Origin of the sequence: Streptomyces sp. NPDC015144 (assembly GCF_043079735.1) — a bacterium.
GTDB lineage: Bacteria > Actinomycetota > Actinomycetes > Streptomycetales > Streptomycetaceae > Streptomyces.
Genome location: NZ_JBIBUU010000001.1, coordinates 344805 through 357650, shown reverse-complemented (window position 1 = coordinate 357650; position 12846 = coordinate 344805). Strand labels below are relative to the sequence as shown.

The following is a 12846-nucleotide window of genomic DNA, read 5'->3' as shown; positions in this document are numbered from 1 at the left end:
ACGGCGTGTCAGGCCGGGTCCCCGGAGCCGATCAGGGCGGCGAGGGCGGCCACCCCGCCCGCCGCCGCGATCTGTTCGGCCAGGGCTCCGGCCCGGCGCCGATAGGCGGGCTCGGCCAACACCCGGCGGGCCGCCGCACCCAGGGCCCCGGCCGACGGACTGTTGGTACGCATCCCGATGCCCGCTCCCGACCAGGAGACCCGCGCCGCCACCTCGGCCTTGTCCTCGGTGGCCCCGGCGACCACCAGCGGGACCCCGTGGCGGAGCGCGAAGTGCACGCCGCCGTACCCGCCGTTGGTGATCATCAGGGCGGTGCGCGGCAGCAGTTCGTCGTACGGGAGGAAGGAGGCCGTTCGCACGTTGCCCGGCAGCCCGGCCCGCCAGGCGGGGGTCCCGCGGCCGCCGGTGGCGACGACGACGGTCACGTCCTCGCCCGCCAGTGCCGCCACCGCAGGATTGATCAGCTCGTCGAAATCGGTGTTGGCCGCCGTGCCCTGGGTGACCAGGACGACCGGGCGCTCGTGGTCGAGCGCGCTCCACCAGTCGGGCAGCGGATGGTCGCCGCTGGAACTGCGGGCCAGCGGGCCGATGAAGTGCACGGGCGTGGCCGTGCCGGGGCGCGGGTACTCGAAGGCCGGAACGGTCAGCTGCACCAGGTCGTCCGCCAGCGCGGGCCAGTCGAGGAACAGTCCGGGCAGGGGGCGGCCGGTGATCCGCCGGCACAGCTCCGACAGGTTCCGTTGCTGCTCCGGGAAGACCACCCGCCGCACCAGCGTGGTCAGCACCCGGTTGCGCAGTCGGCCGAGCGGGCCGCCGCGCGGCGGCAGACCGAGCCCGAACGGAGCGACCTCGGGGCCCGTCAGCGGCAGCGGGACGATGCCCGCCAGCATCAGGCGCGGGCGCCGGTCACGGGGCAGCAGGGCCAGTGGAGCGGCGCCGAGGAACAACGGCTCGGCGAGTACGACGTCGATGCCGTGCGCGTCGATCAGCGCGGTGACGGTCTCGTACTGCGGTTCCGCCGCCCGGAAGAACATGTGGTCCAGGTCGAAGCGCATCGCCGCGAGGCCGCGCTTCCCCGCCCGCTCCGGGTGGGAGTCGACCCAGGTGTCGTCGAAATCCACCGCCTGCGGCAGTGGCGCGAAATCGGCCCCGGTGGCCCGGACCCGGTCGGCGAAGCGACGGCCCGTCAGCAGGATCACGCGGTGCCCGGCCCCGACCAGGCCGCGGGCGACCGCGAGCAGCGGGGTGACGTGCCCCTCGGCGGGCGACGAGCAGATGAGAACTCCGGACATGTGTGCCTTCCCCCTCCGCTAGTATTCACTAACGTCAGCGAGTATTGACTACACCCCGAGGAAGGTCAAATGAGTGGGGCGGAACGCCGTGGCTACCGGTCGGCACTGCGCGCGGAGCAGGCCGAGGCGACCCGGCGGCGGGTCCTCGCCGCGGCCGCGGACCGCTTCGCGGAGCACGGGTACGGGCGGACGAAGCTGACCGGGATCGCCGAGGACGCCGGCGTCTCGGTCGAGACCGTCAAGGGGTACGGGCCCAAGCGCGCCCTCCTGCTGGCCGCCTTCGAGCAGACCTTCGCCGGGGCCGAGGGGTCGGTGCCCCTGCTGGAGCGTGAGCCGTTCACCGCCATCGAGCACCTGGAGGGCGAGGCGTACCTCGCCGCCGGGATCGAGCTGATCGCCGCCGCCAACGCCCGCTCGGCACGGCTGTGGCGCGCCTTCCTCGCCGCCGCGGACACGGAGGCCGACGTGCGGGCCGTCCTGGACGAGTTGCTCGACCGCCGCCGCACCGACATCGGTGAGGCCGTCGCCCGACTGCGCGCCCGTGGCCTGGTGGACGATTCCGTGGGCGAGGAGGCCGCGGCGGCCCTGCCGTTCGTCCTCTCCCCCGAGGGGTACGAACAACTCGTCCTCCACGCCGGGTTGACCGAGCAGCAGTACCGCGACTGCCTGGTCCGGCTCGTCGCGGCCGTACTGCGCCCCGGCCCCTGACCGCGCCGCACGTCCCGTACGACGTCGCGGTCGCAGGTGCTCGCGGACAGGCTGCGAAGGCGTGGCGGAGCGGCCCCCTCGCGGTCGGTGCGGGCGAGGCCCCGCCCGCACCGACCGGCGAGAACCCGGCGGTCTCTCCCGGTCAGTCGTTCGGGCTGGTGAGATAGGAGTCGATCACACGCATCGCTTCCTCCGTCCCGCCCCTGCGGTAGAGCCAGTGGCCCACGACGTCCATGGTGTACAAGGACGCCCGGGGGAAGGAGCGGGCCATCCGTCGCGCACCCGGCAGGGGGGTGGCGAGGTCGTGGGTGGCGTTGACCACGAGGACGGGCGGGAGGGAGCCCGGTACGCGGGCGGGCCGCGGCTTCGGCGGCAGGGTCCAGCCCTGGCAGCCGAGAACGGTGTCCAGGGACTGGGCGTTGTACCGGACGTGCGGGGCCGCCTTCGCGACCCGCTCCCGGATGGCCCGGTAGTGGGCGTAGTCACGGATCCGGAAGTCGTGGTCCCGGCAGAGCACGAGCCGCGGGAACGACTGGGCACCTGTGGGAATCCATCGGACCTCGCCCTTCCCCGTGTCCAGGGCGGCCAGTTGGCGTGCCGTCTCTTCCCGGCTTCCCTTGCCGAGCGCGAAGGTCAGGAAGTCCGAGAGCCTGTCGGCGTCGACCCTGGTCCGGGTCGGACCGTTCGGGCCGGGCTCGCGGAGGGTGCCGGCGTCGGCCCGCGCGAACAGTGTGTCGGTGACGGCTGTGAGGTCCCTGCCGTGCAGCGCGCACGCCGTGTCCGTGGCGCACCAGGCGGCGAGCCGTTTCAGGGTGTTGTCGATGGTGACGCTGCCGTCGGTGAGGTAGCGCTCGGCGTCCGGCCGGTCCGGGTCCATCGCGCTGTCGAGGGCGAGGGCGCGCACCCGGTCCGGGAAGAGCCGGGCGTAGCGCTCGCCGAGGAAGGTGCCGTAGGAGTGGCCGATGAAGCTGATGCTGCGTTCGCCGAGGGCGGCGCGGATCGCGTCCATGTCGCGGGCGACGCTCTCGCCGTCCACATGGGCGGCGAGCGGGCCCGTCCGTTCCAGGCAGCTCTCCGCGAGGCGGCCGTTGAGGGTGCGCAGCCGTTCGAACTCGGCGGCGTCCCGGGGGCGGGCCGGGATCGCGGCGCTGATCGTCTCGTCGCATTCGGCGTTCCGACTGCGGCCGATGCCGCGCGGGTCGAAGCCGATGATGTCGAAACGCCGGAGCATCTGCGGGGTGTAGCCCTCGGTCGGGTCGTCCGCGTACAGCGCGTCGTCGGCCCCGGCGGCCCCGGGACCGCCCGGGTTCGACATCAGGACGCCGATCCGCCGCGCCGGGTCGGTGGCCCGGTACCGGGCGACGAAGATGCCGGTCTTCGGTCCGTCCGGCTCCGCCCAGTCCACCGGAACATCGACCGTCGCGCACTGCGCCCTCGGGCTGGGGTCGGGGTAGGGCGGCTCGGCCGGCGGGCAGGCGCCCCAGCGGATCGGTGGTACGGAGGCGGTGCCCGTCGGCCGTCCCGGGGCGGCGGCCGCCCCGGGGACGAACAGCGTGCCGGCGACGGAGAGCGCCAGCATGACGGAGACGGCGCGCCGCCGCCCGGGGCCCGGGCGGGACAGCCGCTCCGAGGTGGTGCGGAACGTGGTCCTCAAGGTGGGTTCCGGGCTCCGGTTCCGGCGTGCCGGCGGTCCCGGGGGCGGTGCCCCGTTCATGGTCGTGTTCATGCATGGCACTGTGGAGACGCCGTATGACGGTGGCTCCATGGCCACGTGGTGGGAACGTAACAAGGGTTCCTTCCGGCCCGCACGGCGCGACCGCCGGGACGTCTCCGGCGGGTCCTTCGGCGGTCCCTCGGCGGTCCCTCGGTGACTCCCTGGGCGAACGGACTCGGATCGCCTTCCGGTGACCGTGCTCGCCGGTCCGGAAGGGGTGGCCGGGGAATGGGTCGGCCCGGGCCTCCGGCCGTGTCGGGGCCCGGGCCGGCAGACGGCCTCAGCGGCGCGCCTCCTCCAGCAGTCCCCCGAGCGCCCCGGGCAGATCACCGGTGTGCACCACCCCGAGGTGCTGGGTGGCACGGGTCAGCGCGACGTACAGATCGCTCACCCCGTACGCGGACGGCTCCACCACCAGCACGGTGTCGAACTCCAGGCCCTTGACCTGTCGCGCGTCCAGCAGCACCGCGTCCCGGGTGAGGTCGGGCGCCGCCCCGTGCCCCGCGTCCGGCAGCTCCGCCAGCAGCGACGCGTGCAGCGCGGCCGGAGCGACGACGGCGACCCGTCCCCCGCCCTCGGCCGCCGCCACGGCCTCCCGGGCCACGGCTACGGCGAGCCCGTCCCCGGCGACCCGCAGCGCCCAGGGCCGCACCCCGGTCGACCGCACCGAACCGGGCGCCACGAACGACGGGTCGTGCGCCCGCAGGAACCCGGCCGCCACCTCCATGATCTCGGCGGGCGTACGGTAGTTGACCCCCAGCCGTACGTGCTCCCAGCGGTCGCCCACGTACGGTTCCAGAATGCGCTGCCAGGAGCCGAGGCCGGCCGGCTCCGCGGTCTGGGCGGGGTCCCCGACGAGGGTCATGGAGCGGGTCGGGACGCGCCGCATCAGCAGCCGCCAGGCCATCGCCGAGAGCTCCTGCGCCTCGTCGACGACGATGTGGCCGAACGCCCAGGTCCGGTCGGCCGCCGCCCGTTCGGCGGCCGTGCGGTGGTCGGCCTCCTCATGGCGTTCGGCCATCCGCTCGGCGTCGATGATGTCGTGCGCGGCGAGGACTTCGGACTCCTCGTCCTCGAACTCGTACGTCTCCGAACCCGCCGAGAGGTCCAGCACCCCCTGCGCGTAGGCGATCCGCTCCTGCCGCTCGGCCTCGGCGGCGGCACGGGCGGCGCTGTCGTCCTCACCGAGCAGCTCCGCCGCCTCGTCGAGGAGCGGCACATCGGCCGGGGTCCACTCCCCCGCCTGCCGGCGGATCAGTCCGGCCGACTCGTCGTCGAGATGGACCGGCTCCGCGAGGAAGTCCGCGACGAACTCCTCCGGGGTGAGCTGCGGCCACAGTTCGTCGACGGCGGCATGGACCTCCCGGCTCGTCGCGATCTCCTTGCCCATCTGGGCGAGGTCGTCGGGCCCCAGCAGATTGGGGCCGCCGAACGGGTCGGCGCCGATGCGCTCGGCCAGTTGCGCGGTGAGCGCGTCGATGACGTGGAACGCGAAGACGGGGCGGGCCAGGTTGTGGGGCAGCCCGCTCTCGCGCGCCCGGTGGCGCGCGTCCTCGGCCATGGCCCGGTCCAGCAGGAGCGTCCCGTACCCCTCGTGGTCGATCTCGGTCGCCCGCTCGGGCACGGTCTGCCGGTCCCGCAGCGCCTCGGCCAGCACCTCGGCCATCCCGGCCCGGCCCTTGACCTCGGCGGCCGCCGGGCTGTCGGTGCCGGTGGCGTGCACTCCGGGGAAGAGTTCACCGACGGTGGCCAGGAGCACCCCGGTCTCACCCAGGGACGGCAGCACGTCGCCGATGTAGCTCAGGAAGGCGGGGTTCGGGCCGACGATCAGCACGGCGCGGCGGGCCAGCAGTTCCCGGTGCTCGTACAACAGGTACGCCGCGCGGTGCAGCGCGACGACGGTCTTCCCGGTGCCGGGACCGCCCTCGACGACCAGCACACCCTGGTGCGGAGCCCGGATGATGGCGTCCTGTTCGGCCTGGATGGTCCGGACGATGTCGTGCATCCGGCCCGTGCGGGACGCGTCGAGCGCGGCCAGCAGGACCTCGTCGGCGTCGGCGCCCTCGTGTCCGGTGCGGGTCGGGTCGGCGAGATCCATCAACTCGTCGTGGAGCGCGGTGACGGTGCGCCCCTGCGTGGTGATGTGCCGCCGTCGCCGCAGCCCCATCGGGGTGTGGCCGGTGGCCAGATAGAAGGGACGCGCCACATCCGCCCGCCAGTCGACGACCAGCGGTGTGCGGGATTCATCGTCCTGGCGAATTCCGATGCGTCCGATGTGATGGCTGCGGCCGTCCCGGAAATCGATGCGTCCGAAGCACAGCCCGTTCTCCCCCGTCTGGATCGCACTGAGCAGCCCGGACTGCTCCGCCACCAGGACGTCCCGCTCGATCCTCGCCTGGAAACCGTTCCCCACCTGCGCGAGCGCGGCACGCACCGACTCCTCGGCCTGCTTCCTGAGGAGATCGAGCCGTGCGTAGAGGCCGGTGATGAATTGCTGCTCCTGCCGCATTTCCTCGCTTGACAATTCCGCTCCTGACGCGATATGGTTCTCGTAGAAAGTTTCTCTTCACGACCTTTTCGCCAAAGTCATGAAGAATCAAATATACGCAGGATCGGGCTCCGAGTGTCAATTCACTCGGAGCCCGATCCTTTTGTGCAGGAGGCTTGCGTACGGAAGGCTTTGGTATGAGCGGGCGCGAGGATCACCCCTTGCTGTTCCTGGACATTGACGGACCTCTCCTGCCGTTCGGCGACGGCCCGCAGCGCGAGCCGTCGGGTGCCACGACAGACCCGCACCTGACGCGGCTCGACCCGCGCATGGGGCCCCGCCTCGCGGCCCTGCCGTGCGAGCTGGTCTGGGCCACCACATGGGAGGACGAAGCGAACGCCCACATCGCACCGCGGCTCGGACTGTCACCCCTCCCGGTCGTGCACTGGCCCGACCCCTCCGACGCCCATGAACGCGAGGACCAGTGGTACAGGCTCCACTGGAAGACCCGAACCCTGGCGGCATGGGCGGACGGACGCCCGTTCGCCTGGGTCGACGACGGGATCACCGGCGCCGATCAGAACTGGGTGAACGCCCGCCACCCCGCCCCGACGCTCCTCCACCCCGTCACGCCGTCCCTCGGCCTCACCGACGAAGACTTCGCAGCCCTCGACCAGTGGCTACGGGCCCTGCGAGCATTCCCGCGCGATCCGCAGGAACCGGAAACAACCCGGCCGACAACGCGATAGGGGCGAACGGTCCGGTGACCCGGAAGGACGAGACTCACGGAAGTCAGTCCTTGCGCTCCAGGGAGGCCCACCGCCCGGCCTCCGCCGCAACGCGGAACTCGGACCAGGCATCGCCTCGGCCGTCGAGAACATCGAGCAGGTAGGCGCCGACCGCGTCGGCCACGAGGGCAACGCGGGCGGGGTCGGGGTCGGTGGTCTCGGCCACGGCTTCCCCGGCGATCCCGCCCAGGGTGTGCTCGCCGTTCGGTACGGCCATCAACCGCTTCGGCGCGGGGCTCAGGTGATAGGCGTCGAGGAACCAGTCCGGGCCCCGGGTGGACATCTTCGACTGGTCCTTCTCACCGGCGATGACGAGCGCGGGAGCCCTCATGGTGCTGTAGTCCGGCCTCATGAAGGACAGATGCTCGGCGGCGAACGGACTCAGGGAGTCCCCCGTTCCGGTCGCGGCGATCAGGACGCCGGCCCCGATGCCCTCGCGGGAGAAATCCTCCCCGGGGTTGCCCGCACCGTCAACGACGCGGGCGCCGAGGAGCGCACCCACGGTCTGGGCACCCCAGGAGTGCCCCACCAGTGCGACACGTGACGGGTCGACCCGGCCTGCGAGCCCGGCCTGCTCCATGACATGGCCGAAGTGGTCGAGCACACCATGGAGGTCGGCGATCCGAACCCGCCAGATGGCGCCGAAGCGCGGGTCGTCGAACCCGATGCCGAACCGGCGGGAGTCGAGATGCGTGGGCTGGACGACGACGAAGCCCGCAGCGCTCCAGCGGTCGACCAACGGCTCGTAGCCGTCCATCGACCACGCGTTGCCGTGGGAGAACACGATGACGGGCAGGTCGGCGCCCTGGACCGGGGCGGTCACCTTCACCTGCAGCTCGAATTCTCGGCCATCGGTGGGGACGGTGATCGGCTTGACGGCGATCGTCCGGTGCTGTGCGAGAACAGGCATGTGCGCTGGCTTCCTCTTGGAGGGGCATGTCCCGCATACTTGGCGGAACAATGTTCCGTCACACTAGCGGAACGATGTTCCGCGAATCAAGGAGAAGTCGTGCCGCAAGAAGGAGGCGTCCGGGAGGCCGGAGCCAAGCGCACCCGTCAAGCGCTCTTGACGGCAGCGGCCCAAGTGTTCGTGGAGCAGGGCGTGAACGCCCCCATCCGCGCCATCGCCAGCCGCGCCCAGGTGGGCCTGGGCACCGTCTACCGGCACTTTCCCCAGCGGGCCGAGCTGGTCGTCGCCGTCTACCGGCATCAGATCGACGAGTGCGCCGCCCTCGCGACCGAACTGGCCGACTCGCCCGACCCAGGGGACGCCCTGGCCCGGTGGACCGACGCGTTCGTCGAGTTCCTGGTCACCAAACACGGCCTCGGAGCGGCCCTGCAGTCGGAGGACACCAGCCTCCACACCCTGCACTCCCTGATGCTCGACAAGCTCGTACCGGCGTGCGGACTGCTCATCGAGGCCGCCGCGGCTCGCGGACAACTGGACCCGGACGTGAGCGCGTACGTGCTGATGCGGGCGATCGGCAACCTCTGCATCCTGGGCCCCGGCTATGAGCGGGAAGACGCGCGCGCCATGGTGGCCCGACTCCTGGCCGGCTGCCGGCCGGATGCGTGACCACCGCCTGGACGACCGTGAGCAAGTACCCCCGCCCGTGCCTGAATCCCATGGGCGCCACGGCGGCGCAGCATCCATGGGATTCAGGCACGGGCCGTCGCGGACGCCGTCGCCACAGTCACCGATCGAGCGGATGGCAGCGGCGACGCGGACCGGTACAGCCTCAGTGGGTGGGCACGACGACTTCACCCGCCCGGCCGCGTTCCTCCGGCGCAGCGATGCCCAACGGGTACGCCGAGGACGACGACAGCGGGATTCGTGGCGCCGGCTGATACGCACCGGCCCGGGAACCACGTGCAGGAGACCGGGGGCCTGGCGGTCACAGGTCTACAGGCGTTCCTGCACCCACGAGGAGCAGCGGACACGGGTGACGCAGACCTTCCACTCCAGGGTCGCATCGGGCCAGTTGTAAGGGAGGTACACGTCCTTCCACGTGCCGTTGCCCGTGTCGTTCTCAAACTCGTCCCAGTAGGTGTCCACATGCCAGCTGATGAATACGGTGTGACCGTCGGGTTCGGTGTCGCCCAGCCCGAACATGAGTCTTCCCGGGTCGAAGTAGCCGTAGGCGCCCGTGATGACCCTGCTCTCGGCAGAGGCCGGCGACGTCACCCCCACGGCCGTCGCCAAGGCGATCACCGGCACGACGAAGAGGCGGGCGAGTCGCCTCGCCGTTACCGCCCGGCGGTTGACGGGCGACGGTTGGACGCCGTCGGTGGTCTGTTCGGTGCGTCGCATGATTCCTCCTGGTGTCCCGTCGGCCGATCCGGCGTACGGCCCGGCTGCGGCCGTCGGTGAGTGTGGGGACGGGTGGGTGTGTCACCCGAAGTGGGTTTCACATCCTCGTGGCAGTTCGAGGAGCGCACTTGGCCCCGTGCGCCGTGCTACTTGGCAGGAGATGCCACGCGAGGAGCGTCGTTGGACGCGGTTCGGTGCCGGAAGGCTCGGGGACTCAGCCCGTACGCCGTTCGGAAGGCACGGCTGAACTCGGCGGGCGCCGAGAAGCCCCAGCGGGACGCGAGGACGGCAATCGGGTACGCGGCCAGGCGGGGGTCCGCGAGGTCGGCACGGCAGCGTTCCAGGCGGCGTCGGCGGATCGAGGCCGCCACGGTCTCCTGCTGGTCGTCGTAGAGCCGGTGGAGCGAGCGCACGGATATGTGATGGCGCGCGGCGAGGTGAGTGACGGTCAGGTCCGCACTCCCGAGATTGCTTTCTATGTAGCAGTCGATTCTGGTGCGAAGCGCCTGACGGCGGGTCTCCGGTGGTTGGAGGTACCGGGTGTCGGAGTGCTCGGCGAGGAATGCGGCGGCGAGATCCACCGCGATCGTTCCGAGTCGGTGACGCTCACCCGTACCGAGGTCGGCCGCACGGTCCCGGATCGTGGTCAAGTACTGGCAGAGCACATGCCCGGTCACCCCGTCCGGGGCGAGTCGCCGGGCCAGGACGCGGTCGACCCGGCCGGCGGGCAGCGGAAGGGCGCTCCTGGGTATCCGTAACAAGGTGACGCGGCCCTGTCCGCGTTCGTCCGTGACGAGGGTGTCCAGCGGGTGGGAGGTGTCGAAGAACACCAGGCTGCCGGTGGGGATCTCGGCTTCGTTGTCGTGCTGGCGGGTGACCATGGGACTGCCACCGATCAGGGCGAGCTGATACGTCTCCGGGTCACCGCGCCTGATGTGCCGAGGGGTCCGGACGGCGTGAAGCGGTTCGAAGACGAGGTGCGTCAGCTGCGCGGAGCCGAGATCCACTCCGGTCATTCGGGCTTCGAAATCGTGGGCATGGGCACTTCCGAGGGAGAAGGCGGCGACGTTCTCCCGCACCAGTTCCGTGAACCAGTCGAACCTGTCGCCGCGCGGCAACGCACCACTCGACAGCGAGACCAGAGCGCTGGCACCAGCACCCCGCCCGTCTGCCGACACCGACTCCTCCGTCATGACCACCATCATGGGCGTGGGACTCACGGCTCGGCAATCACTTCCCGGCGACCGCCCCCGGGCGCTGGTTCCCGCCCCGCCCAGGCACGACCCGCCGGCCCGCCGTCCCGCGTAACAACGTGCGGGTCGCTCCTGGTCGGCGAACTGCGGGGTCCGGCATCCGGATTCAGGGGAGCGCGAGGGTGTCCAGTTGTGCAGCGAGGTCGGGGTGGGCGGCAGCCAGGTGGGGGCGGCTGGCGTGGAGGGGGCTGATGAGCTCTGCCGGGTCGTCGTGGGCCAGGGCCGCGTGGAGCTGACTGATCGGGAGGCGGGCCACGGTGGGAAGGTCGGTGAGTGCGGTGATCTGGCCGGCGAGGCGGCGCAGGGCGGCCGCGTTGCTACGGGCCCAGGCGGCGGTGCTGCGGTCGGCGGCCCGGGCCTGGCGGGTGGCCAGGACGCGCTGCTCGCCCGTGGTCCCGGCCGGGCCGGGACGGCCGCGCAGGTAGCGGCGTTCGGCAGCCTGGCGGCTGGCGACGCCGAGGGGGTGCGCGAGGTCGGCCCAGCTGGCGCCCGCGTCGCGGGCCGTTTCGATCAGGCCGGTCTCCCATCCGGCGAGCTGCTCGCGCACCTGCCGGAGCAGCGACAAGGAGGCCAGGGCCTGCTCCGGACCCGGGGCGGGGGCCTCCGGGGACTCGCGCCGGGCTTCGCGCAGGGCGGCGTCTATGGCGTGGAGGGCCGCTGCGGCGGCGAGGAACGACACCGGGCTGCGGGCGTCGGTGTGGGGCAGTGACGGCTGGTCGGCCGGGGGCACGGGCACCCTCCCTCGGTTTGTCATCGCACTGACGACATCGTGTTTGTCATCCATTGGATGACATGTTACAACGGAGTCAGTGAAGCGCATTGGCAGCAACTGCCTGAACCTGCTGGAGGTGTTTTCACGATGTTGATGCGCACTGATCCGTTCCGTGAGCTGGACCGGCTGGCACAGACGCTGATGGGCCCGGGAACCTGGTCGAAGCCGTCGGCGATGCCGATGGACGCCTACCGCGAGGGCGACGCGTACGTGGTCGCCTTCGACCTCCCCGGCGTCGCCGCGGACGCGATCGACATCGACGTCGAGCGCAACATGCTCACCGTCAAGGCCGAGCGGCGCCCGGTGGCGAAGTCCGACGACGTGCAGATGGAGCTGTCCGAGCGACCGCTGGGCGTCTTCTCCCGCCAGATCATGCTCGCCGACACCCTCGACACCGAGCACATCCAGGCCGACTACGACGCGGGCGTGCTCACCCTGCGCATCCCGATCGCCGAGCGCGCCAAGCCCCGCAAGATCTCCATCGGCGTCGGCTCCGGCCAGCGGGAGATCTCCGGCTGAGACGGACGGGTGCGGAGGGCGTGTGACCTCCCCCTCGGTCCACCCTCCGCGCCCGTGGGCAGTCCGAAGGACAGGAAGGGGCGGCAGCTGAGATGACTCTGCGACGCGAGGCGTTCCTCGACCGCGTGAAGGAACGCGGCAAGTACACGACCGAGCAGGAAGCCGAGCGCGCGGCCCGCGTGGTGCTGGCCCTGCTCGGCGCGCACCTGGTCGGCGACGTCCGCGCCCAGCTCGCGGCACGCCTGCCGGAGGGCTTCGCCCTGATCCTCCTCAACCCGCTCCAGAGCGCCGAACCGCTCTCGCCGGAGCGGTTCGTGCGGGCGACCGCGGCCTGGATCGAGGGCGCCACCGAGCAGACCGCGACCTGGGACGTCAGCGCAGTACTGTCCACGGTCGCCGATACGGCCGACGACGACCTGCTGGGGCAGATCCTGCTCCAGCTCCCCGCCGGCTACGACCTCCTCTTCGGCCGCCCCCAGCCCATCTGACCACCACATCGGTGCCGCACACCGGGCACCGTTCCACCCTGGCTCCACGAAAGGCATGCACTGCAGTGATCACCGAGGTGCGCGCACCGCTTGAGCACCAGCAGACCTACGGGACGGCGTACGAGCAGATGCTGGAGAAGGTCCGCTACGAAGGCGCCTATCCCACCCGCGAGAGAGCCGACGAAGCCGTCCGCCTGGTCCTGGCGGGGCTGGGGCGCCAACTGACCGGCGACGAACGCGTCGACCTGGCCGCCCGGCTGCCGCTGGAGGCCGCTCGCGTCCTGACGGCGCAGATCCCTGACACGCGGCCGCTGACCGGCTGGGCCTTCGTCAAGGACATCGCCGGCCGCGCCAACGCGTCCCTCGCCACCACCCGTTGGGACACGGGCTCCGTCTTCTCCGTCGTCGGGGCCTGCGCGGGCCCGGACCTCCTGACCCGCATCCTGCAGCAGCTCCCCTCCGGCTACGCGCTCCTGTTCGGCCGCGCCGAACTCGCCCCGGCCTCCTGAACAA

Annotated in this window: 13 protein-coding genes; 6 read left to right on the top strand and 7 right to left on the bottom strand. The window is 71.7% G+C overall.

Going from position 1 to position 12846, the window contains the following annotated elements:
* Positions 1-8: 8 nt before the first annotated feature.
* Positions 9-1292: a glycosyltransferase gene (locus ACF08W_RS01560; RefSeq protein ID WP_392278018.1), complete on the bottom strand. Its 1284-nt coding sequence runs from the start codon at positions 1290-1292 to the stop codon at positions 9-11.
* Between the two features lie 69 nt (positions 1293-1361).
* Between ACF08W_RS01560 and ACF08W_RS01555 the strand changes: the two genes are divergently transcribed.
* Positions 1362-2000, top strand: coding sequence for a TetR/AcrR family transcriptional regulator (locus tag ACF08W_RS01555; protein WP_385209264.1), 639 nt, complete (start codon positions 1362-1364; stop codon positions 1998-2000).
* A 142-nt stretch (positions 2001-2142) separates the two neighbouring features.
* On the opposite strand, the gene ACF08W_RS01550 is transcribed toward ACF08W_RS01555, so the two are convergent.
* Positions 2143-3654: an alpha/beta fold hydrolase gene (locus ACF08W_RS01550; protein WP_392278017.1), complete on the bottom strand. Its 1512-nt coding sequence runs from the start codon at positions 3652-3654 to the stop codon at positions 2143-2145.
* 340 nt (positions 3655-3994) lie between these two features.
* Positions 3995-6223, bottom strand: a complete 2229-nt coding sequence (locus ACF08W_RS01545; protein ID WP_392278324.1) for a HelD family protein — start codon at positions 6221-6223, stop codon at positions 3995-3997.
* Positions 6224-6399: 176 nt separating this feature from the next.
* On the opposite strand from ACF08W_RS01545, the gene ACF08W_RS01540 reads away from it, so the two are divergent.
* The gene (locus tag ACF08W_RS01540; protein WP_392278016.1) at positions 6400-6951 is read left to right on the top strand and encodes an HAD domain-containing protein; all 552 of its coding nucleotides are present in this window, start codon (positions 6400-6402) and stop codon (positions 6949-6951) included.
* A 43-nt stretch (positions 6952-6994) separates the two neighbouring features.
* On the opposite strand, the gene ACF08W_RS01535 is transcribed toward ACF08W_RS01540, so the two are convergent.
* Positions 6995-7900 carry an alpha/beta hydrolase family protein gene (locus ACF08W_RS01535; protein ID WP_385209254.1) on the bottom strand — a complete coding sequence of 302 codons (906 nt, stop codon included), beginning with the start codon at positions 7898-7900 and terminating at the stop codon, positions 6995-6997.
* Between the two features lie 99 nt (positions 7901-7999).
* On the opposite strand from ACF08W_RS01535, the gene ACF08W_RS01530 reads away from it, so the two are divergent.
* Positions 8000-8566, top strand: a complete 567-nt coding sequence (locus tag ACF08W_RS01530) for a TetR/AcrR family transcriptional regulator (RefSeq protein ID WP_385209251.1) — start codon at positions 8000-8002, stop codon at positions 8564-8566.
* Positions 8567-8893: 327 nt separating this feature from the next.
* On the opposite strand, the gene ACF08W_RS01525 is transcribed toward ACF08W_RS01530, so the two are convergent.
* The 3 genes from ACF08W_RS01525 to ACF08W_RS01515 form a co-directional block, all read right to left on the bottom strand.
* Positions 8894-9301: a hypothetical protein gene (locus ACF08W_RS01525; protein ID WP_385209248.1), complete on the bottom strand. Its 408-nt coding sequence runs from the start codon at positions 9299-9301 to the stop codon at positions 8894-8896.
* Positions 9302-9447: 146 nt separating this feature from the next.
* On the bottom strand, positions 9448-10494 hold the full coding sequence (locus tag ACF08W_RS01520) for a helix-turn-helix domain-containing protein (protein ID WP_392278015.1): 1047 nt from the start codon (positions 10492-10494) through the stop codon (positions 9448-9450).
* A gap of 166 nt (positions 10495-10660) precedes the next feature.
* Positions 10661-11284, bottom strand: coding sequence for a type III effector protein (locus ACF08W_RS01515; RefSeq protein WP_392278014.1), 624 nt, complete (start codon positions 11282-11284; stop codon positions 10661-10663).
* A 129-nt stretch (positions 11285-11413) separates the two neighbouring features.
* Between ACF08W_RS01515 and ACF08W_RS01510 the strand changes: the two genes are divergently transcribed.
* The 3 genes from ACF08W_RS01510 (at position 11414) to ACF08W_RS01500 (ending at position 12842) form a co-directional block, all read left to right on the top strand.
* Complete coding sequence (locus tag ACF08W_RS01510; protein WP_385209239.1) at positions 11414-11845, top strand: Hsp20/alpha crystallin family protein; 432 nt, start codon at positions 11414-11416, stop codon at positions 11843-11845.
* Positions 11846-11937: 92 nt separating this feature from the next.
* Positions 11938-12333 carry a DUF2267 domain-containing protein gene (locus ACF08W_RS01505; RefSeq protein ID WP_352274636.1) on the top strand — a complete coding sequence of 132 codons (396 nt, stop codon included), beginning with the start codon at positions 11938-11940 and terminating at the stop codon, positions 12331-12333.
* 65 nt (positions 12334-12398) lie between these two features.
* Positions 12399-12842, top strand: a complete 444-nt coding sequence (locus tag ACF08W_RS01500; protein WP_385209233.1) for a DUF2267 domain-containing protein — start codon at positions 12399-12401, stop codon at positions 12840-12842.
* Positions 12843-12846 lie beyond the last annotated feature (4 nt).